The following is a 24,739-nucleotide window of genomic DNA, read 5'->3' as shown; positions in this document are numbered from 1 at the left end:
TAGGGAGATTTCATGTATACAGTTATCGGTGCCACCAAATCGCGTGCATTTCGGGTCATGTGGATGCTTGAGGAACTGGGTGAGGATTATACCCAGATTGCTGCAGGTCCGCGCACACCCGAGGCCAAGAAGTACAATCCGCTGGGCAAAGTTCCTGCCCTGCTCGACGGAGATGAGGTACTGACCGATTCTGTCGCGATCACCACTTATCTTGGTGACAAACACGGGCAACTCACCGCGCCGGCAGGCACTGTCGCAAGGGCGCGTCAGGATGCGATGACGTTTTGGCTGATTGACGAATTCGATGCGATCCTATGGGCCGCTGCCAAGCACAGTTTTGTCTTTCCCGAAGAACGCCGTGTGCCGGTTATCAAAGACAGCCTGAAGGCCGAGTTTGCGCATGCTGCGGACATTCTTGCCGACCGTCTGGATGGTCCGTTTCTGATGGGCGACCAGATGACCCATGCCGATATTCTCGCCGTCCACTGCATCAACTGGTCGATCGGCGCGGGCTTCCCAAGGGTTAACGACAAAATCGGGCTTTGGGCCAAAGGCCTGCGCGAACGGCCTGCGTTCAAGGCGGCGCAGGAAAAGGTCGCGGTTTAGGCCCGCAACGCCCATTCGGCAGCATGCTGTCCTGCCCAGCGCCCTGTCGCAAGGCAGGCTGAAATCAGGTAGCCCCCTGTCGGGGCTTCCCAATCCAGCATCTCGCCCGCAGCGAAGACCCCCGGCAAATCGCGTAACATCAGGCCCGCATCCAGTGCGGAGAAGGGGATGCCGCCCGCGGTTGAAATCGCCTCGTCCATCGGACGCAGTCCCTCATGGCTGATCGGCAGCGCCTTGAGCAATCTTGCCGTTGCGCGCAGTCCTTTGGGCAAGGGACGCGACATTTCCTGCATGAGCGCAATCTGTACCGGTGTCAGCCGCAGCGTCTTGCGCAGATGATTGGCAAAGCTCGCCTTACCCTGCGGTTTGCTTAGCTTCGTGGTGATATCGGGCACCGTCATATCCGGCAGAAGATCAATAAACAGCGGATGCCCTTCGCGTACACCACGCGACACCGAATATACGCCACCACCCTCCAGGCCTCGCGCGGACAAAGTCGCCTCGCCACGGGAGGTATAGGGACCCGCCGTCCACGCCACACCCTTAAGCGCCGCACCGAAGTGCTTTGCCATATAGTCGGACCACGCGATGTTGACCCCCGCATTTGCAGGCTCGAACGGCGCGGTCTTGATGCCCTTGTCGGCCAGAAGGCTCGCCCATGCACCGGTTGATCCCAGCCTTGACCAGCTGGCACCACCCAGAGCGAGTACCGTGGCGTCCGGGCTAAGCGACTGCGGCCCCTCAGGGGTCTCGAAGACAAACTGTTCTGCCTGCCAACCTTGCCAGAGCCACCTGGTCCGTACCTGAACCCCCAGGCTGTCGAGGCGGCCCATCATGGCGCGCAGTAGCGGGGAAGCTTTCATCGCTGTTGGAAAGACACGGCCTGTCGATCCGGTGAAAACCTCCTGATCCAGTCCGCGCGCCCAGGTCTGCACAGCTTCTGCATCGAACGCCTCAATCATGGGAGTGAGCGGCCCGCGTGCTTGCGCAAACGACTGCATGAAGGGCACGAAAGGTTCATCTTTGGTCAGGTTCAGACCAGATTTTCCCGCCATCAGAAACTTGCGGCCTACGGAAGGTTTGCCGTCACACAGGGTGACCTGCAAACCCGCCGTCGCCAGCATTTCGGCAGCCATCAGTCCCCCAGGGCCTGCGCCGATAACAACGGCATGTTTCACGCGTTAACCGTCGGTAGACCGCCTTTAATTTCAACCACCCGCTGCGGATACGGAATTTCGATGCCAGCGTCGCGAAGCGCGTTCCACACGAGGAAAAGCACGTCCGAGGTGTATTTGTTCGGCCCGTCATCCAGCCCGTTCACCCAGAATTCGACCGCAAAATCGATGCCGCTGTCCCCAAAGCCGCGCAGCTCACAATCTGGTGGATAGGGTTCGTTCAGGACTTCGGGGTGCTTGGAAACCGCAGCTTCGATCAAAGCGGGCACCAGATTGATATCGGTGTCATAGCTGACAGAGAACGGTGCCTCGTACCGGTTCGCGGACCCGCTATCGGAATAATTCACAACACGCGTGGTGATGAAATCTTCGTTCGGTACCACGATCCAGCGGCCATCGAATGTCTCAAGAATTGCGGCGCGGGCCATCATCTTGACGATCTTGCCCTGCTCGCCACCATCGAGTTCCACGTAATCGCCAACGGTGGCCTGCCCTTCAACCAGAAGGATCACGCCAGAGATAAAGTTGGATGCGATTTTTTGCAGACCAAAACCAAGACCGACACCAATGGCACCACCCAGAACGGCAAGCGCACTTAGGTTGATACCCATAATGTTCATCAGCAGCAAAAAGCCTACGGCGAAAATCGTGAACTCTGCGGTCTTGATCAAAAGCTGCCTGAGGGAGGGGCGGATTTCCTCATTCTGGGCGATCAATGCGGTGGTCTGGCTGTTTGACCACTGGCCCAGCCAGAACAGCAAGGAACCTGCAATGAGACCGCGCACAAGCGTCATCAACGAGAAGCGGATGTTACCGACGCCGACAATCGTTTCGGTCAGGGTCGTGCTTGCCACATCCAGCAGACCCAAAGTGTAGATCGCCATGATCGGCAGCAGGATATACTTGCCCAGAAGTTTGAGAAACGGATCGGTGATAATGTCACGGACCAGTACGCGTGCGGCCAGAAACAGGAACAGGCGTTTCCCGAAGGCTATGACCGCCCCTGAATCAAACATTGATCGGACAATGCTTTCACCGATACCTGTCAGCGCATAGGCCAGCAGGGGTGAGATAAGCGCAAGGAACGGCAGAACAAAGCGGCGAGGTTTGGCAAAGATGTTGGTGCTTTCGCCCGGATCAATCAGTCGCATCAACGCCGGACGCAACCGGCCGGCGATCAACCTTGCGAGAAGCCATGCCAGCACCAGAAGCGCAAACTGCGACCATGCCGCAGGGCTCAATAGCCATGACAAGGCCAGTTCCCAGCCAATCAAGACATAGCCAGCAGCCTGTTGTACGATTTCCGGCTGAGAGGAGAGATCAAACTCCATATTAACGCCTTGCCTAGTTTATGGTTTGCACTGTCTTGCCCTTTGAGGGCATGAGGATCAAGCCTTAGGTGGTTCTGCCATCAGGCGCTTTGCCCCGACGCGGCGACTTGACAGTGACACATCCACCGGACCACGGTGGCGCAAAATATAAAGAGGCAGTTCCATGCGTATTTTTCTGACCCTATCAACACTAATGATTTTGACAGCCTGCGATGTGCCGTTTGTACCGCTGATCTGACCTCGGCACTGGCGGAATACGCCAACCCGCATCAGCGCTGCTCTTAGCACATCCTCTTGATAGCGCCTGCAAAATCGGGCTCTGCGGCGAGAGCATCGGTACAAAGCGTACGGGCTGCATCCATCAGATCGTCTTTTTCAACGATGCGGTCGATAAGCCCAAAGCGCAGCGCTTCTTCGGCGTCGATTTTCTGGCCGCCCATCAAAATGAGCTTGGTGCGGGCAGGTCCGATCAAAGCGCTCATCCGTGCAGGGTCCGAGGGCTGAGGCAGGAAGCCGAGCTTCATCACCGGATAGAAGAAACGTGCGCCGGGCACCGCGAGGCGGATGTCGCACGCAAGCGCCATGCCCGTGGCACCGCCTGCGAGCGTGCCGTTCAGCGCAGCAATGCTGAGGCAGGGCAAGGCAGCGATAGCCCCCGAGAGCCGTTCCCAGACATCTGATGTGGCAAGCCCCGCGCGCGCCTCCTCCAGATCGGCACCTGCGCTAAAGACCTTGCCGTTACCCGTCAGGATCACAGCGCGGGCAGACTGCGCATTTTCCATCGCCTCTGCCAATTCCGTCAGCATCGTCTCGGTCAGCGAGTTTGCCTTATCGGGGCGGTTGATCGTAACGGTACAGACGCCATCGGTGTTATCGACTTCAATCATATCAGGCCCACTTCGCGGCGGATGTTCTCGTCCCGCAAGGAAATCTCGTCTCCGACAAAGCGGTCGGCACCGGCACCGCACATCCACAACAGACATTTTGCAGGCCACTCCGCCGGAATGTGGTCTTTCCAAGCGAGCTGGCTGACGGGGTTGATCCCGGATTCCTTGATGTCTCGCTGCATTTGCGTAGCCACTGTTCCCGGTGACAGGCCCATCGCGCGGATGCCATTTTGGCCTTCTTCGTGATGGACGCAGCGCGTCAGCATGTTCACCGCCGCCTTTGAGGTACAATACGCGCTCCATGCCTCGATCGGGCTATGAGCCGCACCGGAAGAGATCGTCAGGATTGAGCCACCGCCTGCCTGCTTCATCACTGGCAATGCTGCGTGCACACCATTGAAAACCCCTTTTACGTTGATATCAATGACCTGTCCCCATGCATCGGGATCGGCATCCCCCAGATGGCTGATGGGTTCCAGAATACCGGCATTGTTCACCAGAACATCGAGCCCCCCGAAAGCACCGACTGTGGTTTCAACCGCCGCCAACATTTCGCCATAGCGGGCGACATTGCACGGGATGGCAATTGCCTGCTGACCGATTTCTCCCGCCAGATCGGCAATCGCCTCTTGCGAGCGGGCAAGTAAAGCAACATTAGCACCCGCTGCCGCAAACACGCGGGCTGTTGCCGCACCGATCCCGCGGCTTGCGCCTGTGATCATCACTGTCTTGTTCTGCATGTCCATCTGCCGCCGCTCCTTGGGATTGTCCTGAGGGTTTTGCATCTTAGTCCGGCATTGTGGTAATCATCCGCCGACGAAGGGTCCACCCCCCTCGGTTCATCTTGACGCGATGGGCACATTGTCAGACTCTCACATTGATTTGCCACAAAGGAATTTATCATGTCCCCCTTCCTCTCTCGCGCATTTAGTCTCGCGCTGCCCGTCTCGCTGCTGTCACATACCGCGCTGGCCGATGTCACCCCTGCTGAAGTCTGGGCGGATTGGCGCGCCTACATGGAGGGAATGGGGTATGAAGTGTCGGCCACCGAGAACACCTCCGGTTCCGACCTGACGGTTGAAGGGCTGAACATGAAGTTTGCGACGCCCGATTCCGGTGGCGAGCTGGCAATGACGCTGGGCCGGATCACGTTCACCCAGAACGGCGATGGCACCGTTTCCATCGTGCTGCCTGATACGATGCCGATCACGATCAAGGGCACCGAAGGGACACCCGACCAGAAACCGATCACGATGGCGTTGAACTATTCTCAGGCAGATCATGCACTGACGGCCAGCGGGTCGCCGGAAAAGATGACCTATCTTTACACGGCCCAGACTGTAGGGCTTGATCTGACGCAGATGCAGGTCGGCACCGATACGCTTGATGCAACCGAGGCGCGTTTGAATTTCGCTGGTAACGGTGTCAGCAGTACCACAACCATGACCATCGGCGACTTGCGCGGGTACGACCAGTCCGCCAGCGTCGACAGCCTGAGCATCGATTTCGCATTTGCCGATCCCGACACGCCCGAATCGCAAGGCGCCGGCAAAGGCACCATGAACGGTATCAGCCTTAACGGGACCGGCACACTGCCGGCAATGGTGGCAAAAGGTGCAGACATCAATGCGATGCTGGAAGCAGGTTTTAATGTCGCCGGAAACGTCTCCTACGAAAACGGCAGCTCCAATTTCGACATCAAAGACCCGCAGAACGGCGCTTATGTGATGACAACTTCGTCGCAGGGCGGCACCCTTGGCGTCAAGATGGCACCCGAGGGTATCGTGTATGATGTGTCCCAGAAAGACGTCAACGTTGGTGTCACAGCGGCGGCGATGCCTTTTCCGATTGAACTGGCGATGGCGGAAAGCGGCTTTAATCTGACAATGCCGGTGCGCAAGTCGGACGATCCGCAGGATTTCGCTTTCGGCATCACGCTGGGCGATTTCACCATGTCGGACATCATCTGGAGCATGTTTGACCCGACTGCCCAACTGCCACGGGATCCGGCAACAATTGTGGTAGACCTGAGCGGCAAGATGAAGCTGCTGGTCGATATTCTTGATCCGGAAATGGCAACAGGCCGGATCAGCGGCCCCGGTGAATTGCAGGCGCTCAATGTCGGCACACTTCTGGTTTCAGCGGCGGGTGCCAAGCTTGAAGGCAGCGGCGATGTGACCTTTGACACCGCGGGTCCCGCGCTTGTGCCGGGATTGGGTACGCCGGTTGGCGATGTGAACCTTGCGCTCGCCGGTGCCAATGGTCTGATCGACAAACTGGTGGCAATGGGGTTCCTGCCGCAAGAACAGGCAATGGGCGCGCGGATGATGATGGGCTTGTTTGCCGTACCTGGCGATACACCCGACACCCTGAAGTCAAAGATCGAATTCACCCAAGACGGTCAGATCCTCGCCAACGGTCAGCGCCTGCGCTGAGATTTCCAAAGGGTCAGACGGGGCGTGCCTGATGGCAGGCTCCGTCGGACGCCGCACTTGTCCTCGAAGCCGTCAAAGGCTACCTGTCTCCCAACTCAATTACAGCCGCTAACCGGAGAACTACATGTCGCAACCTTTGGACGTGCTGACCGCATCCCTTTTGCATGCTGCCAAAACGGCCGGTGCTGATGCCGCAGATGCCAAGGCTGTGCGGGCCACTTCGATTTCGGTTGATGTGCGTGGCGGTACCCTTGAACAGGCGGAACGGTCCGAGGGTGTTGATATTGGCCTTCGCGTCTTTGTCGGACAACGCGCTGCAACTGTTTCGGCCTCCGATATTTCCGAACGCACGGTTGAAGAAATGGCAGTGCGTGCCGTTGCCATGGCACGCGAGGCACCCGAAGACCCCTATGCAGGGCTGGCCGCACCCGACCAGCTTGCCCGCTCATGGGACCTAGATGCGCTTGAGCTTTACGACGACACGGCAGAGCCGTCGCCCGATGCACTTCAGCAGGACGCTTCAGAGGCCGAAGCTGCAGCGTTGTCTGTCAAAGGTGTCGAGCAGGTCCAGTCAGCAAGCGCCGGCTACGGGGCGCAGGATGTTCATATCGCCATGACCAACGGTTTTGAGGGCGGATACAAACGCACAGACCGGGGTCTTTCCTGTGTTGCCATTGCAGGTACCGGTACAGGGATGGAACGTGACTACGATGGGGACGGACGGATATTCCAAAGTGACCTTCGTTCCGCGAGAGAGATAGGGGAGAGCGCGGGAACGCGTGCCCTGGCACGGCTGGATGCCCGCAAGCCCCCGACCGGCAACTATCCCGTCCTTTTCGATGAACGCATTGCGTCCAGCCTGATCGGCCACCTGCTGGGGGCAATAAATGGCAGCGCAATTGCGCGCGGTGCTTCTTTCCTGCGGGACGCCATGGGAGAGGCGGTACTGCCGGACCATCTGTCGCTGATCGAAGATCCGCATCGCCCCCGCACCAGCGGTTCGCGCCCTTTTGACGCCGAAGGGTTACCTACAGCAAAACGTGTGCTGGTCGAAGGCGGTGTGTTGCAGGGATGGACCCTTGATCTGGCGAATGCGCGCAAACTGGGCCTTGCGTCCACAGGCAACGCCGCGCGCGGGACGTCGTCGGGGCCAAGCCCGACCAACTGGAATGTTGCGTTGACCCAAGGCACACACAGCCGCGAGGATTTGATCCGCGACATGGGCACCGGTCTTTTGGTCACCTCCATGATCGGCAGCACGATCAACCCCAACACCGGCGACTATTCACGCGGTGCTGCGGGTCTTTGGGTGGAGAATGGCGAGGTGACGCACGCTATCAACGAATGCACAATCGCAGGCAACCTGCGCGACATGCTGCGCCAGATTGTGCCGGCAAATGACGCACGCACCCATCTAAGCCGCGTGGTGCCATCACTTCTTGTTCCGGGGATGACACTTGCCGGCGCGTGATTTGCCCCTTTTGATCGACGCCGCGCGTATGGCGGGTCGGGTCGCAACAAGCTTTGCGGGCAAGACCGCACAGCGGTGGGACAAACCCGGCGGAGCAGGTCCGGTCACCGAGGCTGATCTGGCAGTGAACGCGCTTTTGCATAATGCACTTACGCTTGCGCGGCCCGATTATGGCTGGCTGTCCGAAGAGACCGAAGACAACACCACACGCTTGCAGCGTGATCGCGTTTTCATTGTTGATCCGATCGACGGCACACGCAGTTTTGTAGAAGGGTCGAACACCTGGGCGCACTCTATTGCGGTTGCGGAGCAGGGCCAGATTACCGCAGCGGTCGTCTATCTGCCTTTGCGCAACAAGCTCTATGCGGCTGCGCTGGGCCAAGGTGCCACCTGCAACGGTCTGCCGATTACCGCATCTGATCACACACCGCTCGGTCAATCCACGGTGCTTGCCGCCAAACCGGCGCTGATCGAAACACACTGGAAAAATGCCGTCTCTCCGACATTCAAACGCAGTTACAGGCCATCCTTGGCCTACCGGCTTGCACTGGTTGCCGAAGGCCGGTTCGAAGCGATGATTACGCTCCGCCCGAGCTGGGAGTGGGACATCGCCGCCGGAGCGTTGATCACGACCGAAGCAGGCGGTTCGGCCCTCGACAGAACCGGCGGGACTTTGCGCTTTAACAATGCCGATCCGCGATTGAACGGCGTCGTGGCAGGGGGGCGTCCCGCCTGTGCCGCCCTGATTGATGCCCTTGCGTGATCGCGCGCATCTGGGTACGCAAGCTGCGTGGCCCACCCTTTCATAAGGACCTTCTTAATGACCCAACGCCTGCACCTCGTTTTCGGAGGGGAGCTTATCACCCCGAGCGAGAACACGTTCAAGAACGTGGATGACATTCACATCGTCGGTATCTTCCCCAACTATGCTGCGGCCTATGACGCGTGGAAGAACGAAGCACAGCGGACAGTAGACAACGCGCATATGCGGTACTTCATCGCGCACCTGCACCGCCTGCGGGACGAAGAAACGCCGGCATCCGCAACCGAAGAGCTGGGCTGAACATAGGTGGCAGGGTCTTTCGGTCTGGCCACCTATCGGGCTTTGGTTCGCCGTCAGGAAGTGCCACAGGCACAGGACGGCGTACCACCACGCCCACCGGGCGAACTGGTCTGGATACACGCGGGTGAACCGCGGAACCTGCTGGCAATTCAGGACCTCGCCAACCGGTTGACCCATGCGCGACCAGGGCTAAGCGTTCTGATCACCGAAGCGGACAAAAGGCCGGTCGTTACCCCGACAAATCCGGACACCCATCAGATTACGGTTCCCAACGAACATCCTGCATCGGTAGACGCCTTTCTTGATCACTGGGAGCCAGATGTCTGCATCTGGGCCTGGGGCGGGTTAAGGCCCAATCTGGTGATCGAGACCGCGGAACGCAGATGCCCCATGTTTCTGATCGACGCCGATGCCGAAGGGTTCGACAAGGTGCGCAGTGGCTGGAGGCCGGACTTGACCCGTTTGGTGCTGTCACACTTTGACGTTGTGCTGGCACGGTCCCCTTCGGCCGCGCGAAAGTTGCAACATCTTGGCTTGGGTGCAGACGATGTCGAAATCACGCCTGCGCTTGTGCCAGGTGGGCAGGTTTTGCCTGTCAACGATCATGACCTGACCGATCTTTCTGCTGCCATGGGCGGGCGTCCTGCATGGTTCGCGACGCAAATCACGCCCAAAGAAACAGACATCGTTCTGGCCGCACATATGCAGGCTTTGCGACTGTCTCACCGTCTGCTTTTGATCGTCCAACCGCGCGATGCGGAGGCGGCAGACCATGTCGCCAAGCGCGCGAACGACCTGAACATGCCTGTCGTCCGTTGGGATCATGACCAGTTTCCCGATGATTTGTCGCAAGTGATGGTCAGCGAAAATGCGTCCGATCGCGGGCTTTTCTTTCGTGTGGCACCGGTCTCTTTTCTGGGTGGAACGCTTGTTGCGGGTACAGGTGGATGCGATCCGCTTGAAGCTGCCGCTTTAGGCTCTGCCATTTTGTACGGCCCCCGCGTGCGCCATCACATGCCGTCCTATTCACGACTAGCGGCATCAGGTGCTGCACGAATTGTGAATGATGCAGATGCGTTGGGTACTGCTGTTTCGCGGCTAATCGCGCCAGATCAGGCGGCCACGATGGCACACGCGGGCTGGGATCTGGTCAGTGAAGGTGCCGCTTTGACCGACAAGGTTATGGATCTGGTTCAGGATGCACTTGATATGGGAGCGCGCCGCTGATGTTGCGGGCACCTTCATTCTGGCACGCGCCGCATCCCGATTGGCGGGCGCAGCTTCTCCGCCCTCTGGGGGCGCTATATGCGCGTGCGACGGCACGCCGGTTGGCAAGCATCGAGGGTCTTCAGCTGGACGTGCCCGTCGTCTGCGTCGGAAACATCAATGCGGGCGGTACAGGCAAAACGCCCACTGTTATTGCCGTGCTTGACCGGTTGCGCGCCGGTTTTCATGAACCCCACGTAGTATCGCGCGGCTATGGTGGAACGCTGGACGGACCGGTGCGGGTTGACCCCACGCGCCATACCGCAGCACAGGTCGGGGACGAGCCGCTGTTGCTGGCTGCTTTTGCCGAGGTCTGGGTCGCCAAGGATCGTGCAGCAGGGGTGCAAGCCGCGCAGGACTCAGGGGCAAGCGTGGTTGTACTGGACGACGGGTTTCAAAATCCTGCGGTGCATTATGATCTGCAAATTGTTGTGGTGGATGCCGAAAAGGGGTTCGGAAACGGACTATGCCTGCCTGCCGGTCCCCTTCGGGAACCTGTTGCGGTGGGTCTGAAGCGCGCTGATTTGTTGCTCTCCATCGGAGATGCATCGGCGCAGAACAGCTTTGAGGAACGCTTGGGAAACACCCCTCTGCCGCATGTGCGTGCAGAGCTAAAGCCGTTGCTCACCGGAATGGATTGGACCAATGCGCAGGTCTTGGCATTTGCCGGCATCGGTCATCCGGAGAAGTTCTTTGCCACTCTGCGCAAGCTCGGGGCAACGCTGTTGCATGCAGAGGCGCTGGACGACCACCAACCCCTTACACCAGCACTCATGGCACGGTTCGAGGCAGATGCCATGGCGCGCGGGGCGCAGCTTGTCACAACCGAGAAAGACGCAGTACGTCTTCCTGCAGCCTTTCGCAGCAAAGTTATTACCTTACCTGTGCGCTTGGAGTTCCCTGAAGAAAACGCGCTTTTCGGTTCGCTGGACGCATTGCCCAAACCAAGTTGACCGCCATTTCTGACGGGACAAAATAGCCTTGCTTAGTTGTCTTCGCCAAGCTTGGGCGCAGGCCGGTGCAGCGCGAGTTCTGCACCTGAGAACCGGAAAGGCGAGCGCAGCCCGGGGATACCATCAAGCTCGATCTGCATGCCACGCGCGACGACTTGCGGGTCAGCCATGACATCATCAAGGTTGTTGATCGGGCCTGCTGGCACGCCCTCTGCTTCGCAAGCGGCCAACAAATCGTCCCGCGTTCGCTGTCGGGTTGCCCCGCTCAAGCGCGCATTCATCGCAGGTCTGTTGGCCACACGGTCCGCGTTCTTGAGAAATTCCGGCGCTGTCGCCATATCGTCCAGACCCAGTAAACGGCACAGGCGCTGGTACTGGCCGTCATTGCCGGTGGCGATGATGATATGGCCATCACTCGTTTCGAACACTTCGTAGGGTGTGAGGTTCGGATGGGCATTGCCCATCCGCGTGGGTGCGACGCCGGTCGTTAAATAGTTCATTGCCTGATTGCCCATGATCGCCACGGCGCAATCCAACAGTGCCATATCGATATGCTGTCCCTTGCCCGTCTCGTGACGCTGGTGCACCGCCGCAAGGATCGCCGTCGTCGCATAGATGCCTGTGAAGACGTCCGTAATTGCCATGCCGGATTTTTGCGGCTGGCGGTCCGGTTCACCGGTGATGGACATCAGGCCGGACATGCCCTGAATGATAAAGTCATACCCTGCACGGTGGGCATAAGGGCCTGTGTGGCCGAAGCCGGTGATTGAGCAGTAAATCAGACTGGGGAATTCAGCGCGCAGGCTTTCATAGTCCAGCCCGTATTTCGCAAGCCCGCCTGTCTTGAAATTCTCGATCAGGATGTCCGCGTCTGCAAGCAACGCCTTAAGCTTTGCCTGACCTTCCTCGGTGCGGAAATCAACCGTTACACTCGCTTTGCCGCGATTGGTCGAGTGGAAGTATGACGCTGAAACGTCCTCGTCACGGGTCACAAAAGGTGGGCCCCACTGGCGCGTGTCATCGCCTGCGGGGCTTTCGACCTTGATCACTTCACAGCCGAGATCCGAAAGCGTCTGACCCGCCCATGGGCCCGCCAGAACGCGGGCCAGTTCAACGACTTTCAGACCGGCAAGAGGAGCAGTCATCAGCCGTTCAATTCAGCGTCAAGCAACGCCTTCATGTCAGCGTAATTCATATTCGAATGCTTGGTCCCGTTGATCAGGAAGCTTGGCGTTGACGTGATGTCATCGCGCTCACCGTTCTCTTGATACCACGCCACCAGGGTCTGGGCCATTTCAGCGTCTTGCAGGCAGGCTTCAAGCTTGTTGCTATCAAGGCCCGCCAGACGGCCGATTTTGCGCAACTCGTCGACAATCGCCGCAGGCTCGCCCGCGCGTGCCCATTCGTTCTGGCCCTTGTAAATCAGATCAGCAATCCCAAAGAACCGTTCCTGCCCACCGCAGCGTGCAATCATCGACGCCCAAAGGCCGGGGCGGTCGAAATACACTTCGCGGTAGATGAACCTGACCTTTCCGGTATCGATATAGTCGGCCTTGACCTGCTTGAAGACGCTGTTGTGGAACGTCGCACAGTGTGGGCAAGTGAATGACGCGTATTCGATCACCTCAACCGGCGCATCGGCGCTCCCCATCACCATATCTTCGATCGTCGAAGTGTCGAAATCACCCGAGGTCGACTGCGCATTCGCAGCACCCGGCAGGTTGGTGATATCGGTAGAAGCGTCGCGTGTGCCCCGGCTGGTCAATGCCCAACCGCCCAAACCTACGGCAGCAAAAGCGCCAAGAATGATGTTTCTACGTTGCATGTCGAATTCCTTGTGTCAGCTGTTCAGCTCTTGGTCTTGTTCAATATGTTCTCGCCCAGACGCGCAAGGGCATCGCGCAATCCATCGTTACTCACTGGCTGTGCGGTAGCCTGCGCCTTTTGACGCAACACCGGATCCGCAGGCGCAGATATTCCTTTGGGTTTGTGACCAAAAGCAACCTTGCCATCGGCAAAACCTGTAGCGGCAGTCTGTGTGATCCGCACGCGGGCAATGGCGTTATAGCCATAGACGGCGTTGACCTTGGCCCGCAGTTTTTCCTTTTCCATCTCTAGCATGGGTGCGTTTGCGCCCGTCGTCAGCAGAGTAAGCGTGGCCCCCATACCGCCGCGCCCGTATCCGATCTCGACCGGTTGCGCGACGGCGGCGATGTCCTGCCCTGCAATTTCGTTCCATTGGGTCAGCAGACGCGATTGGGCAAAGCCACGGGTTTCGGACGCACGCCGGATTTGTCCCGACAGCAGTGCGTCGGTGCGTTTGAACCCTTTTGTACTGGTACGCCGTGCTGGCATGACTATGTTCCTTTGAACTCAGACCCTACAATAGCGTGTTGCCCCCGCATCACCAGCCCATGCCAGCCGTTGGAGCCATAAATATTGCGTGATACACCCGATCCAAGCGAGCTACCGCTGATCCTGTTGGAGTGGTACGATGTGCACGCCCGCGAGATGCCATGGCGTGTAGGCCCGAAGGCACGCAAAGAAGGCATGCGACCTGATCCATATCGCATCTGGATGAGCGAGATCATGTTGCAGCAGACGACCGTCGCGACTGTCCGCGATTACTTCCAGCGGTTTGTCGCGCGTTGGCCAACTGTGCGTGATCTGGCTGCGGCAGAAGATGCGGACGTTATGGGTGAGTGGGCCGGTCTGGGGTATTATGCGCGCGCTCGCAATCTGCTGAAATGCGCACGCACTGTGGTTGCAGACCATGATGGCGTTTTTCCTGCGGATCACGACGCCCTTCTCAAGCTACCCGGTATCGGCCCCTATACGGCAGCAGCTGTTTCCTCGATCGCCTTCGATCTGCCTTTCACGGTTCTTGATAGCAATGTTGAACGGGTGATGGCGCGGCTTTACGACATTCACACGCCGCTGCCTGCCGCGAAACCCGAACTGATGGCCCGCGCTGATGCGCTCACGCCGACTCTGCGCCCGGGGGATTATGCGCAGGCTGTCATGGATCTTGGCGCGACGATCTGTTCGCCCAAATCACCTGCCTGCGGCATTTGCCCGTGGCGTGATCCGTGTGCCGCACGCAGGGCAGGAACGCAGACCGAACTACCAAAGAAAACGCCGAAAAAAGCAAAGCCTGTGCGCCATGGCACTGTCTATTTGGCGCAACGTGATGATGGTGCGTGGTTGCTAGAAACACGTCCCGAAAAAGGGCTGCTGGGCGGCATGCTGGGGTGGCCGGGATCCGAATGGATTGATGTGACCTCTGACTTGCCACAAGGCACGCCGCCCGTGAAGGCGGAATGGGACACAATAGCAGGAGAAGTGCGCCATACTTTCACGCATTTCCATCTGGTTTTGAAGGTGATGATCACGAAGGTCGCGCGAGATGCGGAGCCGACCACGGGCCACTTTATCCCGCCATCCGGCTTCCGCCCATCCGATTTGCCCACTGTCATGCGCAAGGCGTTCGATTTGTCACAGGGCTGACCCATTGTGGCCGCTATCAGAGCGTAGCATCTTGCAGTATACATAGGCGAATTCGCCATCGGATAGACTGCACCATGACGTCTCAGACCAATGCCATACCACGACTAGAGTTGCGCCGGTTTTCCCGCGCCCTGCCGTTCTGGCTATCTCTGGGTCTCATACCGCTGACATGGGTGGCAGCGCTTCAAGGGGGATGGGTGATCGCCCTGCTGCCGCTGGTCACGTGGTTTCTGTTTTCACTGCTGGATGCGGTCCTTGGGCTGAACCTCGACAATGCTGATCTGGAAGCCACGCAAGATGATCTGTTCTGGTATCGCCTCGTCACGCTGGTCTGGGTGCCTGCGCAATTTGTGACGCTCTTTGGCCTGGTCTGGTATGTGCCACAGGCTGCGCATCTGGGAGGGTTTGAGAAAGTCGCGCTGTTCTTTGGTGTCGGCGTGATTACCGGTACCATAGGGATCAATTACTCCCACGAATTGATGCACCAAAAAAACCGGCTGGAACGGGGCTTGGCTGATATCCTTCTAGCGATGGTGCTTTACTCCCATTTCCGTTCGGAGCATTTGCTGGTTCATCATCGATATGTCGCGACCCCGCGAGACCCTGTCACAGCACGATATAACGAAGGGTTTCACCGGTTCTATCCACGCGTTCTGCGCCAGTCGTGGCATTCTGCATTTGATGCAGAAGCCGACATGCTGGCACGCAAAAACCTCCCTTGGACAAACCGCCGCAATCCGTTCTGGAAATACTGGGCTTTGCAAGCAGGCTTTGTCATCCTCGCCCTAATCTTGGGTGGCTGGATTGGAGTACTGCTGTTTCTGGTTCAGGCAGGCGTCGCCATCTGGCAGCTGGAACTGGTCAACTACATCGAACACTACGGACTGACGCGCAAACACTTGGGTGACGGGAAGTACGAGCACGTAAAACCACATCATTCCTGGAACGCGGCGCACCGTGCATCCAACTGGTTGCTGATCAATTTGCAACGCCACTCGGACCATCATTACAAGCCAGACCGGCGCTTTCCGGTGTTGCAGAACTACGGTGCGGATGAAGCCCCTCAACTGCCCTTCGGCTATCCGGTGATGACAATGGCCGCGATGTTTCCACCGCTTTGGCGGCGCATTATGAACCCGCGTGTGCGCGAATGGCGCCGGATGCATTATCCCGAAATTACTGATTGGGCAGCCTATAACAAGCGCCAGACGCCGATGCCGCGCTAACGGACTGCACGCGCCAACATATTCTTAAATCTTCTGTGTCATGAATGCCCCGCAAAGGTGAGAGGGGACAGAATGCAGATGATAGACCACGGGACACTTGCCGCGGACGCGCGTGAAAGCTGTCTTATAATTGAGGATAGCGATTTTGACCGCGAAAAGCTGACGCGCGTGATGCAGCTTACCAAAGAAACAATGAAGATCGAAGTGGCTTCCACCCTGCGATCCGCGCGCCGTGCCTTGGCCAAAGGGCGACCAACCATGATTTTGCTGGACAACAATCTGCCTGACGGGTTGGGCGCGGATTTCGCGCTGGAACTGTCGCAAGATCCCGAACTGCGGGCCGTGCCCATTATCATGGTCAGCGACTGGCCTTCTCCGTTTATGTGGGAAAAGGCAGCGAGCGCTGGAGTAGCTTATGTATTGAGCAAATCCGAATTTGACGTGCGCTATGTCCGGTCGGTCCTGCATGCGCAAAACAGGCAACGCATCAACTGAGCCTTACGACAATTTACATCGGACCAGTGTTCCCCATACTCTGAAGCACAAAGCGGGAGGATTGATTATCTTGTCCGGTGGCGACTTCATACGTGTCCTGCGGCAATGCCAGCGCTGTGTTGCGCTATTCTGCGCAATGACTTTGACACTCTGCTGTTCCGTGACGGCACAGACGTCACATACCGAAGTTGATCTTGAACTCGTTCTGCTGGTTGACGTTTCGCGCTCCATGTCAGCGCAAGAACTTGAATTACAACGCCGCGGCTATGCCGAAGCGCTCGTGTCAGAGGATGTGTTCAACGCCGTGCAATCGGGCCTGCTGCAGTCCATCGCGCTGACCTACATCGAATGGGCAGGCACGCAGGAGGTTGTTGTAGATTGGCAGTTGCTCGAAACCCGCGCGGATTTTCAGGAATTTGCAAACAAACTCACCGTGAGCTTTGACGATGGTTTACGCCGGACTTCAATCTCCAATGCGCTCGCCTTTGCTGCCTCTCGGATCGAACGCAATCGGTATGCAGGTCTGCGCCGGGTGATCGACATTTCCGGCGATGGTCCAAATAACATGGGCCCGCTGGTTACCCGCGAACGGGACAAGGTGCTGGCCCGCCGGATTACAATAAATGGTCTGCCGCTAATGGTGGATGACGGATGGAATGCGTTTTTCCATCTGCCCGATCTGGATGTATATTACCGTTCTTGTGTAGTTGGGGGGGCCGGCGCGTTCGTGATCCCCGTTTATGGATGGCCCGATTTCGCGGACGCCGTGAAGCGCAAGCTTGTAATGGAGATCGCAGTAGCCGAGCCGATGCCAGCGGTCGTGCGCGTGCAATCACCAGTGCGCGATCCCAAAGATTGTGAGGTCGGCGAGAAGATCTGGGAGGATTTCATCCGCCAACGCAATATCTACCTGCCCTAAAGGTCAGCCGCAGGTTGCGATGGTGCCAAAACGAAAAAGGCCCCGCCACAAGGGCGGGGCTAAGGTAAGTGCCTTTTTAGGCGTCCTTCATGTGGAAGGCCGCAGGCACCGGCGGTGTTCGAATTTCGGGATCAGTTGGCCAGTTCGGCCCTGATCTGTTGGCGCAGGAGGTCGATGGGCACTTTCTTGCCCTCCTTCTTGAAGCACCAATAGGTCCAGCCGTTGCAGCTTGGGGCCTTCTCGTAAGCCGCACCAACCTGATGGATGGAACCTTTGACGTCAGCGCCGATCAGCGTGCCATCGGCACGGACCTTGGCCTTGTGACGCCCGTTGAGAGAGTACAGTTCTTCGCCCGGACGCAACATGCCACGCTCAACAAGCTGACCAAAAGGCACACGCGGCTCTGCACGTTTGGAAGTCGTGGTTTGCAGCGCATCGCGGTCGAACTTGCGGACCTTGCTGATACGTTTGGTAGCGACCTCGCGGTATGCCGCCTCACGTTCAATCCCGATGAAATCACGGCCCAGCATTTTGGCCACTGCACCGGTTGTGCCGGTTCCGAAGAACGGATCAAGGATGACATCACCGGGGTTTGAGGACCCCACCAGAATGCGGTGCAGCAGGCTTTCGGGTTTTTGTGTCGGATGCGCCTTGTCACCCTTGTCGTCTTTCAGACGCTCATGGCCGGTGCAGATTGGCAGGACCCAGTCACTGCGCATCTGGATACCTTCGTTCAACGCCTTCAGCGCTTCGTAGTTGAAGGTGTACTTGCTGTTCTCGTCCTTGCCTGCCCAAATCATGGTTTCATGGGCGTTGGTGAACCGTTTACCGCGAAAGTTGGGCATCGGGTTGGACTTGCGCCAGACCACATCATTCAGGATCCAGAAACCGGCATCCTGAAGCGATGCGCCAACACGGAAAATATTGTGATAGCTGCCGATCACCCAGATCGCACCATTGGGCTTGAGCAAACGGCGGGCCGCTTTGAGCCATGCATGTGTGAAATCATCATAGGCTTTGAAGCTGGCAAATTGGTCCCACTCGTCGTCGACCGCGTCCACCTTGGAGTTGTCCGGGCGCACCAGATCGCCGCGCAGTTGCAGGTTATATGGCGGGTCGGCAAAGATCAGATCTACGCTTGCCTCGGGCAATGAATTCATCGCCTCAATACAGTCGCCACTCAGGATCGTGTTCAGGGGGAGCACTTGCGCGCTCTTCTCAATCGTCTTCATTAATTTCTGCCTCTGTCCCCGGCACATTTTGTGCTCGTTGGTTGAGACTGAGGATGAGTCGAAAGCGATTCTCGGTCAATTTCTTTTTTGATTCAATCAGTTAAGAAAAAACCTTGTCACAACATATTGTGTACCGGCTTGAACGAACGTCTATGGTGTGGGGTAATCCCCAATTTTTGAAGCGCCAACATGTGACTTTTTGATCCGTACCCCATGTTTGTCTCCCAGCCATATCCGGGGTGCTGTTGCGCCAAGGACAACATGACATAATCTCGACAAACTTTGGCCACAATTGAGGCCGCTGCGATGCTTTGTGAACGGCCGTCACCCTTAATAATTGTCTCTGCCGGCAGCGTCAGATCGCGAGGCAACATGTTACCATCAATCAGCGTATAATCGGCGGGCCGTCCGAGCGCGTGAAGTCCGTCCAGCGCCCGCATCATCGCCAGATGACTGGCGCGCAGAATGTTGATCTCGTCGATCTCCTCGACAGAGGCATGGGCAACACTGACATCCGCAACTTCGATGATTTCATCATAGAGCCGTTGCCGTGCTTTTTTGGAAAGCTTCTTGGAATCGTTCAGACCTTCGGGGATCCGCATCGGGTCCAGTACCACTGCTGCTGCGGTCACAGGTCCGGCCAAGGGGCCACGCCCGACCTCATCCACACCGGCAATTCGCAAAAATCCGCGATCCATCGCGGCACGTTCAAAACTGAAATCAGGTATCATGTACCCTGCAAACCGAAACCCTTCGCCGTGTGCAAGACACAAAAAGAGGGAGACGCCCGAACATCTCCCTCCAGTTATCCGATGGCAGGGACCTTGCCGACCGGATTAAGGCGCGGTGTTATCCCCGCGCCAAACGGTATCCCTGATCCCGCAGGCAGCGTGCTTCATAGCCACGGCGATTGCCCTCGGGTGTGCGAAACACATACTGACACTGGTTCGGCAGATGGCGGGCTGCTGTGAAATTGCGGCGCAGGCATCCTTCCGCGAACATAGCGACACGACCCTTGCGCGTCTGGTAGGTACGGAAGCACTGCTGCGGAAGCAGCTTCCGGTTCACCCGCTGCGGCAAAGGGCGCGGCTTCGGCTGCTGATAGACGGGCACTTTGTGTGTGGGCTTTACATGCTTCGGTGTCTTGTAAACCGGCTGCTTATGCTTGGGCGGTGCATAAGAAGGTGCCGGTCGCTGCACTTCGACGTGCCGTTTATCTTTCTTTCGGTTTTGATGGATCAACGCACCAACAACTGCGACGCCCAATATAGCGGCAAGCGCGTTCGCTCTTTCTCTTTCACCTGCAAAGGCGGAGGTACTGCCCAGCGCAGTCAGCGCGATGGAGGCGGCGGCGATGGTGGATATAAAGCGGCGGTACATGGTGTTGATCCTTTCTGCTGCGCCGGCAGGACGGCCCGCGCTTTGATGGGATCAATCTGGGTCAGGTGGCAAAAGACAGGCAATAACACCCCCCTGTTATCGGATAGCAAGCAACACATTAGGCCACGGTTATTGAATATCGCCGCTCAAAAGCGCACAGATAGGACATGACATATACAACCCACATTCTGGCAATCGGCATGGTCTGCGCTCTCGCGCTGCCGGCACAAGCTGCGGACTGTTTTGCCGACTACAAGGCCAAGCAGGACGACCCGCTGCGCCTGCATTACGGGGTAGCGCAGGTCAACGGACCGTGTGATCCTGCCAGCGCCGCCGCAGAAATCGGCCCTCGCCTCGCGTCTCAAGGCTGGACCTTGCTAAATATCGTCTCCACCTTCGGGCCAGAGGGACTTGATGAAAGGAAAGGCAGTGCCGGACCCAATTACCTCCGCTTCTGATCTGCGTCGTTTTGTCGGGTTCGGGGTTGCCGCTATTGTTGTCCTGCTGATCACCGGTGCGATCGTTCTTTTCTGGACCTTGCCGGATGCCAATCTGTTTAACGCACAAGTTGAACGGATCTTTGTCGAGAATGATGACCTGACCAGCGGGTCAGAGATCAAGCTGCTTGAAATTCTCGCGCAATCCGGCACGGCCTTCTCTGACACGCTGGCCAGTTACCGCATGGTGATCTTTGTATTGTTGGTCTTTGCCACTGCAATGCTTATTGCAGCGCTGGTGTTTCTTGTAATGCTCATCACGTTTAACCGCCGCATGGCACAAATCGAGCGGGCAGGTATTCAAGTAAACTCGCTCCTGATCAGTCGGGAAGAGAATACTGTCTATCTCAATAATCTCGGCTTCAAGCTGACCGATGCTGCTATGGAAACCATGAGCGTCCTGGCCGAAGCCCGGATGGATGATGACGTTATGTCCGGTTCAGAGATTGAAGGCGTGATTTCGGGTCGCAATGCCGCTGATTGCGACGAAGCCGCAGGTGCCACGCGCATCAAACGCTTGCGCGATACCTTGGGCAACCAGATCGTGAGCGAGCTTCTGGTCAAGAATATCGCACGGCGTGGCTATATGCTTGCGATCGATAAGGATGTGATCAAGGTGATTTGAACGCCCGCTTTCCCCCTACATCGTTTGCCGGCAAATATTAGATATGCGGCATGAACCGCAGAACCTTCAATTCAATCCTGATATCCTTTGGCGCAGGATCGGTCATTCCCATTCCGGTCCCCGCGAACCGCGCAGCTGTGCCGCCAAGCAGCTACGCCTGGGCGGAACTGATCGCCCGCACGCAAAGCAAGTGCAGCCCCGAGATGCTGGCAAAGCATCTTCGGGTGTCGCCCCAGGCTGCTCAGGACCTGTTTCAGACTCTTTTGCACAATGGCGTTTTACAGGCTCCGGGTATCACCGGAGCGGCCATTCCCTCCGATCCGATTGATGCAACTGGGACCGCGAAAAGCAAGCTGACCAGACTGACCGATCTTTTATCGACAGAAGAGGACGCCGCGTGCGACCCGCCTATGGTCAAAGATGATCAACCAAGTCTAGGGTGCGACAGCGCCCAAGCGGAGGAAGATCAAGATGCCGGTTCCGATAAACACTTTCAAGAAATCACTGAGCGCGGGTGACACCGTTTTCGGCTGCTGGGTCGGCCTCGCCAGCCCCTTCAGCGCAGAGTTGATGGGCACTGCCGGTTTTGACTGGCTGGTTATCGACGGTGAGCACGGGCCCAATGATCTGCGTTCGATCCTCGCACAGCTTCAGGTGCTTGAAGCCTCTGACAGCCATCCCGTAGTCCGCGTGCCCGTAGGGGAAACGTATCTTATCAAGCAGATGCTGGATGCCGGTGCGCAAACGCTGCTGGTGCCAATGGTCGAGAGTGCAGCACAGGCCCGCCAGCTTGTGCGCGATGTCACGTACCCGCCGCATGGGGATCGTGGTGTGGGCTACGCCCTAAGTCGCTCCGCGCGCTTCTCACAGATCAGCGACTACGGAACGACGGCCGATGCGCAAATCTGCCTTCTGGTTCAGGTGGAAAACCTGAAGGGACTGGCCGCGCTAGACGAGATACTCGAAATAGACGGGATCGACGGCGTTTTCATCGGGCCTGCCGATCTTGCCGCCGACATGGGGCATATGGGCAATGCGCAGCATCCCGATGTTCAGGCCGCCATCATGGATGCATTGCGCCGTATCAAGGCTGCGGGCAAAGCACCCGGCATCCTGTCGACCAACGACCCGATGACACTGGATGCGTTGGACGCAGGCGCACAGTTCGTCGCCGTTGGTGCGGATGTCCTGTTGCTGAGCCACAGCGCACAAGCCTTGGCCAAAAAATGGCAAAGTACCAAATAGCATGAACACCGGAATATTTTTGCTGGGCCTTGCTTATGTGCTAAGCCAGTTTTTTCGCGCATTTCTGGCGGTTCTTACAGAAATACTTGAACGTGATCTGGGCGCGATGCCCGATGATCTGGCCGTGGCATCCGGTGTCTGGTTCATCGTGTTCGCGGCGTGCCAGATACCTATCGGCGCTGCGTTGGACAGCATCGGACCGCGCCGCACCGCTGGTTGGCTATTGTTGATCGGTGGCGGTGGTGGTGCGGCCCTTTTCGCGATGGCGACAACGCCGCTGCATATCACGCTGGCGATGGGGTTGATCGGCGTGGGGTGCGCACCTGTATTGATGGCGTCCTACTATATCTTCGCCCGAGATTATCCGCCCGCAACTTTTGCGATACTGGCCTCGGCCATGGTCGGCCTGGGCAGTCTGGGAAATCTGGTAGCGGCCTATCCCATGGCCATCGCTGCGGAATTTTTGGGTTGGCGCGCGTCACTTTGGGCGCTTGCTGGAATGACATCCCTTGTGGCTATGGGCACCCTGATTTGGGTCCGCGACCCGCCACGGATCACGGATGGGGTGCGGGGATCACTGTTTGATGTGCTGCGGTTGACCATGTTGTGGCCGATCTTTGTCCTTATCGGTGTAAGCTATGCGTTTCCGGGGGCCGTGCGCGGTCTTTGGATCGGCCCTTATCTGGCAAACGTCTTTGGCAGCAGTACCGAAACCGTCGGGCAGGCCAGCCTGTTGATGGGCTTGGCGATGGTGTTGGGCGCGCTGGCTTACGGTTTTGCAGACAAGATCAGTGCGTCGCGTAAATGGATGATATTCGCCGGATCCGCCCTTGCGCTGGGGGCTGGTGTTGGTCTGGCGATGCTGCCCTCCACCTCACTCACGCTCAGCGTTGTCCTGATGTGCATGGTCGGTTTTTTCGGAGCAAGCTATCCTGTGCTGATGGCCCATGGGCGCAGCTTTCTACCCACTCATCTGATCGGGCGCGGCGTGACAATGCTGAACCTTTTCAGCATCGGTGGTGTCGGCATTGCCCAGTTTATGTCCGGCCGGGTGTTTCGCGCCGCGTCGCCGGGTACAACACCTGCTGATCCTTATGTCGCTGTCTTCTGGCTGTTCTCCATTGCTTTGGGTATCGGGGTTATCGTGTACCTTTTCAGCAAGGACAAATCAGACTGAGCGCCCTTTCATCCGCGCTGCTGCCAAGGTGTAGCCGCCGGCAGCACCGTCGATGAAATGAACATGGTCATCCGTAAGGATCGACGGGACAATGCAGGTCATCATCGCCTCGTCCTGCGTGGCGATGCCATAGCGCAGCAACCCCGAAGTTGCCGCGTCTTCCAGCACCGCTTCGATCTTGCTTTGGGTCTGCGGATCGCAATCAAGCGTCATCTTGAGCCCGTCATCCAGTTTGCGAAAATCCGCGTTCTCTCCGACGATGCGGGCGTAACGACGCGCATCAAATCCGCCCACTTTCCATCCCGTCCGTATCAAAAGCCACGCGACAAAAGATTCAAACAATGCTTTGGCTTTTGCACCGAGGTACGGCCCCGTTCCCTTGGTCGCCTGCGCTTCCAGCCCTGCGCCCTTTGGCGGCCATCCAGACCCGGGACCGGCCGCGGGTGACGGGTGCCCGCCCCGCGCGAGACCCTGCGCAAGTGAAACAATCTTTCCGTAGATCCGTGCAATCTCCTGCGGTTCTGCATTCGGTAGAGGCGAGACCAGAACAGAGAGGATTGTTCCGTTACAGGCCGGCATGTGCGACCACCGACAGGACAAGCCGGTCAGGTCCGGGACGCTGCCAGCGGGCGCGGCTGATATAATATACTCGCCCGCTTTCATCTGTTCTTCTGCCCAAAGCAGCCCGCCGCCATCGAACATGGCATAATCCGCACCTTTGGATACCTGAAACCGCGCGACGCGCACCTCTTTTCCGTGGGCAAGCGCATCGGATACCGGAACCAGTGCCACCCGCATCTGGATGTTGAATTCAGTTTCTGCCCAACGCGCAACTTTTGCCAAGGCGTCCCGCGCTTTATCCCCATCCGCTGCACTGACAGCAAAACCTGCGCCATCGCCGCCGAAGACGAAAGGAAATGGTCTGCCTCTCAAGGTGTTCATCAACGCCGATATCACAGCCGCACCGACCATATTGACGGTCTTGTAGCGCCCTTGCTGAACCAGACCGGTGGAATCGACGATATCAGCAACGCCAATCCACCAATCCTGAGGTAGCGCCCTGTAATTGGTTGTCCGGGTCAACTGTTCGAAAGCACCGATGCGCGGAAGCTTTGCATAAAAGGTATCGCCTGCCGTCACATTATGCATCCCCGTCTGTCGGTCTGTATCTAGCATGTCCCGCGCTTTTGTCGCCAATAATACTTCGCATTCCCTCCGGTTCAGGGTGTGATCCGCAGGGATCCGCCAA

Annotated in this window: 27 protein-coding genes; 16 read left to right on the top strand and 11 right to left on the bottom strand. The window is 57.8% G+C overall.

Annotation, left to right across the window (positions count from 1 at the left end):
* Nucleotides 1–12 precede the first annotated feature (12 nt).
* Complete coding sequence (locus Z946_RS0109765; protein ID WP_025055555.1) at nt 13–606, top strand: glutathione S-transferase family protein; 594 nt, start codon at nt 13–15, stop codon at nt 604–606.
* Here Z946_RS0109765 and Z946_RS0109760 read toward each other — a convergent pair.
* The 4 genes from Z946_RS0109760 to Z946_RS0109745 all read right to left on the bottom strand — a co-directional run bounded on the left by Z946_RS0109760 (nt 603) and on the right by Z946_RS0109745 (nt 4,745).
* On the bottom strand, nt 603–1,784 hold the full coding sequence (locus tag Z946_RS0109760; RefSeq protein WP_025055554.1) for a TIGR03862 family flavoprotein: 1,182 nt from the start codon (nt 1,782–1,784) through the stop codon (nt 603–605). The genes Z946_RS0109765 and Z946_RS0109760 overlap by 4 nt on opposite strands.
* A complete protein-coding gene (locus tag Z946_RS0109755; protein WP_025055553.1) occupies nt 1,781–3,112 on the bottom strand; it encodes a mechanosensitive ion channel family protein in 1,332 nt (443 codons plus the stop codon). The genes Z946_RS0109760 and Z946_RS0109755 overlap by 4 nt, the downstream gene beginning before the upstream one ends.
* A 281-nt stretch (nt 3,113–3,393) precedes the next feature.
* On the bottom strand, nt 3,394–3,999 hold the full coding sequence (locus tag Z946_RS0109750; RefSeq protein WP_025055552.1) for an enoyl-CoA hydratase/isomerase family protein: 606 nt from the start codon (nt 3,997–3,999) through the stop codon (nt 3,394–3,396).
* Entirely contained in the window at nt 3,996–4,745 is a 750-nt protein-coding gene (locus Z946_RS0109745; protein ID WP_025055551.1) for an SDR family oxidoreductase, read from the bottom strand. The genes Z946_RS0109750 and Z946_RS0109745 overlap by 4 nt, the downstream gene beginning before the upstream one ends.
* A gap of 156 nt (nt 4,746–4,901) precedes the next feature.
* Between Z946_RS0109745 and Z946_RS0109740 the strand changes: the two genes are divergently transcribed.
* From Z946_RS0109740 to lpxK, 6 genes are all read left to right on the top strand, one after another.
* Nucleotides 4,902–6,434, top strand: a complete 1,533-nt coding sequence (locus Z946_RS0109740) for a DUF2125 domain-containing protein (RefSeq protein ID WP_025055550.1) — start codon at nt 4,902–4,904, stop codon at nt 6,432–6,434.
* Nucleotides 6,435–6,558: 124 nt separating this feature from the next.
* The gene (locus Z946_RS0109735) at nt 6,559–7,905 is read left to right on the top strand and encodes a TldD/PmbA family protein (RefSeq protein ID WP_025055549.1); all 1,347 of its coding nucleotides are present in this window, start codon (nt 6,559–6,561) and stop codon (nt 7,903–7,905) included.
* Complete coding sequence (locus Z946_RS0109730) at nt 7,892–8,668, top strand: 3'(2'),5'-bisphosphate nucleotidase CysQ (RefSeq protein WP_025055548.1); 777 nt, start codon at nt 7,892–7,894, stop codon at nt 8,666–8,668. Before Z946_RS0109735 ends, Z946_RS0109730 begins: the two co-directional genes overlap by 14 nt.
* A gap of 57 nt (nt 8,669–8,725) precedes the next feature.
* Complete coding sequence (locus Z946_RS0109725; protein WP_025055547.1) at nt 8,726–8,968, top strand: DUF4170 domain-containing protein; 243 nt, start codon at nt 8,726–8,728, stop codon at nt 8,966–8,968.
* A gap of 6 nt (nt 8,969–8,974) precedes the next feature.
* Nucleotides 8,975–10,195, top strand: a complete 1,221-nt coding sequence (locus Z946_RS0109720; protein WP_025055546.1) for a 3-deoxy-D-manno-octulosonic acid transferase — start codon at nt 8,975–8,977, stop codon at nt 10,193–10,195.
* A complete protein-coding gene (lpxK, locus tag Z946_RS0109715) occupies nt 10,195–11,187 on the top strand; it encodes a tetraacyldisaccharide 4'-kinase (RefSeq protein ID WP_037969152.1) in 993 nt (330 codons plus the stop codon). The genes Z946_RS0109720 and lpxK overlap by 1 nt, the downstream gene beginning before the upstream one ends.
* A 32-nt stretch (nt 11,188–11,219) precedes the next feature.
* Here the strand turns inward: lpxK and Z946_RS0109710 are convergent, their stop codons facing one another.
* From Z946_RS0109710 to Z946_RS0109700, 3 genes are read right to left on the bottom strand one after another with little or no spacing between them, the layout of a single operon-like run.
* Nucleotides 11,220–12,332 carry a CaiB/BaiF CoA transferase family protein gene (locus tag Z946_RS0109710; RefSeq protein ID WP_025055544.1) on the bottom strand — a complete coding sequence of 371 codons (1,113 nt, stop codon included), beginning with the start codon at nt 12,330–12,332 and terminating at the stop codon, nt 11,220–11,222.
* Nucleotides 12,332–13,012 carry a DsbA family protein gene (locus Z946_RS0109705; protein ID WP_025055543.1) on the bottom strand — a complete coding sequence of 227 codons (681 nt, stop codon included), beginning with the start codon at nt 13,010–13,012 and terminating at the stop codon, nt 12,332–12,334. The genes Z946_RS0109710 and Z946_RS0109705 overlap by 1 nt, the downstream gene beginning before the upstream one ends.
* Before the next feature lie 23 nt (nt 13,013–13,035).
* Nucleotides 13,036–13,542, bottom strand: coding sequence for a DUF721 domain-containing protein (locus tag Z946_RS0109700; protein ID WP_025055542.1), 507 nt, complete (start codon nt 13,540–13,542; stop codon nt 13,036–13,038).
* Nucleotides 13,543–13,626: 84 nt separating this feature from the next.
* Here Z946_RS0109700 and Z946_RS0109695 point away from each other — a divergent pair, with 84 nt between their 5' ends.
* The 4 genes from Z946_RS0109695 to Z946_RS0109680 all read left to right on the top strand — a co-directional run bounded on the left by Z946_RS0109695 (nt 13,627) and on the right by Z946_RS0109680 (nt 17,334).
* On the top strand, nt 13,627–14,694 hold the full coding sequence (locus tag Z946_RS0109695; protein WP_025055541.1) for an A/G-specific adenine glycosylase: 1,068 nt from the start codon (nt 13,627–13,629) through the stop codon (nt 14,692–14,694).
* A gap of 74 nt (nt 14,695–14,768) precedes the next feature.
* Nucleotides 14,769–15,920, top strand: a complete 1,152-nt coding sequence (locus Z946_RS0109690) for an alkane 1-monooxygenase (RefSeq protein WP_025055540.1) — start codon at nt 14,769–14,771, stop codon at nt 15,918–15,920.
* Nucleotides 15,921–15,992: 72 nt separating this feature from the next.
* Nucleotides 15,993–16,415 carry a response regulator gene (locus tag Z946_RS0109685; RefSeq protein WP_025055539.1) on the top strand — a complete coding sequence of 141 codons (423 nt, stop codon included), beginning with the start codon at nt 15,993–15,995 and terminating at the stop codon, nt 16,413–16,415.
* A gap of 136 nt (nt 16,416–16,551) precedes the next feature.
* Nucleotides 16,552–17,334 carry a DUF1194 domain-containing protein gene (locus Z946_RS0109680; protein WP_037969590.1) on the top strand — a complete coding sequence of 261 codons (783 nt, stop codon included), beginning with the start codon at nt 16,552–16,554 and terminating at the stop codon, nt 17,332–17,334.
* A 131-nt stretch (nt 17,335–17,465) separates the two neighbouring features.
* On the opposite strand, the gene Z946_RS0109675 is transcribed toward Z946_RS0109680, so the two are convergent.
* The 3 genes from Z946_RS0109675 to Z946_RS0109665 form a co-directional block, all read right to left on the bottom strand.
* Entirely contained in the window at nt 17,466–18,566 is a 1,101-nt protein-coding gene (locus Z946_RS0109675) for a site-specific DNA-methyltransferase (RefSeq protein ID WP_025055537.1), read from the bottom strand.
* A gap of 116 nt (nt 18,567–18,682) precedes the next feature.
* A complete protein-coding gene (locus tag Z946_RS0109670; protein WP_025055536.1) occupies nt 18,683–19,297 on the bottom strand; it encodes a ribonuclease HII in 615 nt (204 codons plus the stop codon).
* A 118-nt stretch (nt 19,298–19,415) separates the two neighbouring features.
* A complete protein-coding gene (locus Z946_RS0109665) occupies nt 19,416–19,946 on the bottom strand; it encodes a phage holin family protein (protein ID WP_025055535.1) in 531 nt (176 codons plus the stop codon).
* Between the two features lie 167 nt (nt 19,947–20,113).
* Between Z946_RS0109665 and Z946_RS0109660 the strand changes: the two genes are divergently transcribed.
* From Z946_RS0109660 to Z946_RS0109640, 5 genes are read left to right on the top strand one after another with little or no spacing between them, the layout of a single operon-like run.
* Entirely contained in the window at nt 20,114–20,404 is a 291-nt protein-coding gene (locus Z946_RS0109660; RefSeq protein ID WP_025055534.1) for a hypothetical protein, read from the top strand.
* Nucleotides 20,361–21,068, top strand: coding sequence for a winged helix-turn-helix domain-containing protein (locus tag Z946_RS0109655; protein WP_052836091.1), 708 nt, complete (start codon nt 20,361–20,363; stop codon nt 21,066–21,068). The genes Z946_RS0109660 and Z946_RS0109655 overlap by 44 nt, the downstream gene beginning before the upstream one ends.
* Before the next feature lie 50 nt (nt 21,069–21,118).
* Nucleotides 21,119–21,586 (top strand): hypothetical protein, encoded by a 468-nt coding sequence (locus tag Z946_RS0109650; protein WP_025055532.1) that lies wholly within the window; start codon nt 21,119–21,121, stop codon nt 21,584–21,586.
* Nucleotides 21,540–22,313 (top strand): aldolase/citrate lyase family protein, encoded by a 774-nt coding sequence (locus Z946_RS0109645; protein ID WP_025055531.1) that lies wholly within the window; start codon nt 21,540–21,542, stop codon nt 22,311–22,313. The genes Z946_RS0109650 and Z946_RS0109645 overlap by 47 nt, the downstream gene beginning before the upstream one ends.
* 1 nt (nt 22,314) lies before the next feature.
* Entirely contained in the window at nt 22,315–23,490 is a 1,176-nt protein-coding gene (locus tag Z946_RS0109640; RefSeq protein ID WP_025055530.1) for an MFS transporter, read from the top strand.
* On the opposite strand, the gene Z946_RS0109635 is transcribed toward Z946_RS0109640, so the two are convergent.
* Nucleotides 23,482–24,666 (bottom strand): DUF3095 domain-containing protein, encoded by a 1,185-nt coding sequence (locus Z946_RS0109635; protein WP_241461319.1) that lies wholly within the window; start codon nt 24,664–24,666, stop codon nt 23,482–23,484. The two genes, Z946_RS0109640 and Z946_RS0109635, sit on opposite strands and share 9 nt — an antisense overlap.
* Between the last annotated feature and the right edge of the window lie 73 nt (nt 24,667–24,739).

The sequence above is a fragment of the Sulfitobacter noctilucicola genome, assembly GCF_000622385.1.
Lineage (GTDB): Bacteria > Pseudomonadota > Alphaproteobacteria > Rhodobacterales > Rhodobacteraceae > Sulfitobacter > Sulfitobacter noctilucicola.
Note: the sequence above shows the minus strand (reverse complement) of the source record. Positions and strands in the feature narration are given on the sequence as shown.

What these genes read in the sequence shown, in the direction of transcription:
- Z946_RS0109660 (WP_025055534.1), top strand. Translation starts at nt 20,114, where the DNA reads ATGACATATACAACCCACATTCTGGCAATCGGCATGGTCTGCGCTCTC.
- Z946_RS0109710 (WP_025055544.1), bottom strand. Translation starts at nt 12,332, where the DNA reads ATGACTGCTCCTCTTGCCGGTCTGAAAGTCGTTGAACTGGCCCGCGTT.
- Z946_RS0109765 (WP_025055555.1), top strand. Translation starts at nt 13, where the DNA reads ATGTATACAGTTATCGGTGCCACCAAATCGCGTGCATTTCGGGTCATG.
- Z946_RS0109650 (WP_025055532.1), top strand. Translation starts at nt 21,119, where the DNA reads ATGAACCGCAGAACCTTCAATTCAATCCTGATATCCTTTGGCGCAGGA.
- Z946_RS0109685 (WP_025055539.1), top strand. Translation starts at nt 15,993, where the DNA reads ATGCAGATGATAGACCACGGGACACTTGCCGCGGACGCGCGTGAAAGC.
- Z946_RS0109635 (WP_241461319.1), bottom strand. Translation starts at nt 24,666, where the DNA reads ATGCTAGATACAGACCGACAGACGGGGATGCATAATGTGACGGCAGGC.
- Z946_RS0109700 (WP_025055542.1), bottom strand. Translation starts at nt 13,542, where the DNA reads ATGCCAGCACGGCGTACCAGTACAAAAGGGTTCAAACGCACCGACGCA.
- Z946_RS0109755 (WP_025055553.1), bottom strand. Translation starts at nt 3,112, where the DNA reads ATGGAGTTTGATCTCTCCTCTCAGCCGGAAATCGTACAACAGGCTGCT.
- Z946_RS0109655 (WP_052836091.1), top strand. Translation starts at nt 20,361, where the DNA reads ATGAAAGGAAAGGCAGTGCCGGACCCAATTACCTCCGCTTCTGATCTG.
- Z946_RS0109690 (WP_025055540.1), top strand. Translation starts at nt 14,769, where the DNA reads ATGACGTCTCAGACCAATGCCATACCACGACTAGAGTTGCGCCGGTTT.
- Z946_RS0109670 (WP_025055536.1), bottom strand. Translation starts at nt 19,297, where the DNA reads ATGATACCTGATTTCAGTTTTGAACGTGCCGCGATGGATCGCGGATTT.
- Z946_RS0109680 (WP_037969590.1), top strand. Translation starts at nt 16,552, where the DNA reads ATGACTTTGACACTCTGCTGTTCCGTGACGGCACAGACGTCACATACC.
- Z946_RS0109740 (WP_025055550.1), top strand. Translation starts at nt 4,902, where the DNA reads ATGTCCCCCTTCCTCTCTCGCGCATTTAGTCTCGCGCTGCCCGTCTCG.
- Z946_RS0109735 (WP_025055549.1), top strand. Translation starts at nt 6,559, where the DNA reads ATGTCGCAACCTTTGGACGTGCTGACCGCATCCCTTTTGCATGCTGCC.
- Z946_RS0109645 (WP_025055531.1), top strand. Translation starts at nt 21,540, where the DNA reads ATGCCGGTTCCGATAAACACTTTCAAGAAATCACTGAGCGCGGGTGAC.
- Z946_RS0109665 (WP_025055535.1), bottom strand. Translation starts at nt 19,946, where the DNA reads ATGTACCGCCGCTTTATATCCACCATCGCCGCCGCCTCCATCGCGCTG.
- Z946_RS0109725 (WP_025055547.1), top strand. Translation starts at nt 8,726, where the DNA reads ATGACCCAACGCCTGCACCTCGTTTTCGGAGGGGAGCTTATCACCCCG.
- Z946_RS0109750 (WP_025055552.1), bottom strand. Translation starts at nt 3,999, where the DNA reads ATGATTGAAGTCGATAACACCGATGGCGTCTGTACCGTTACGATCAAC.
- Z946_RS0109640 (WP_025055530.1), top strand. Translation starts at nt 22,315, where the DNA reads ATGAACACCGGAATATTTTTGCTGGGCCTTGCTTATGTGCTAAGCCAG.
- Z946_RS0109745 (WP_025055551.1), bottom strand. Translation starts at nt 4,745, where the DNA reads ATGGACATGCAGAACAAGACAGTGATGATCACAGGCGCAAGCCGCGGG.
- Z946_RS0109675 (WP_025055537.1), bottom strand. Translation starts at nt 18,566, where the DNA reads ATGAAGACGATTGAGAAGAGCGCGCAAGTGCTCCCCCTGAACACGATC.
- Z946_RS0109705 (WP_025055543.1), bottom strand. Translation starts at nt 13,012, where the DNA reads ATGCAACGTAGAAACATCATTCTTGGCGCTTTTGCTGCCGTAGGTTTG.
- lpxK (WP_037969152.1), top strand. Translation starts at nt 10,195, where the DNA reads ATGTTGCGGGCACCTTCATTCTGGCACGCGCCGCATCCCGATTGGCGG.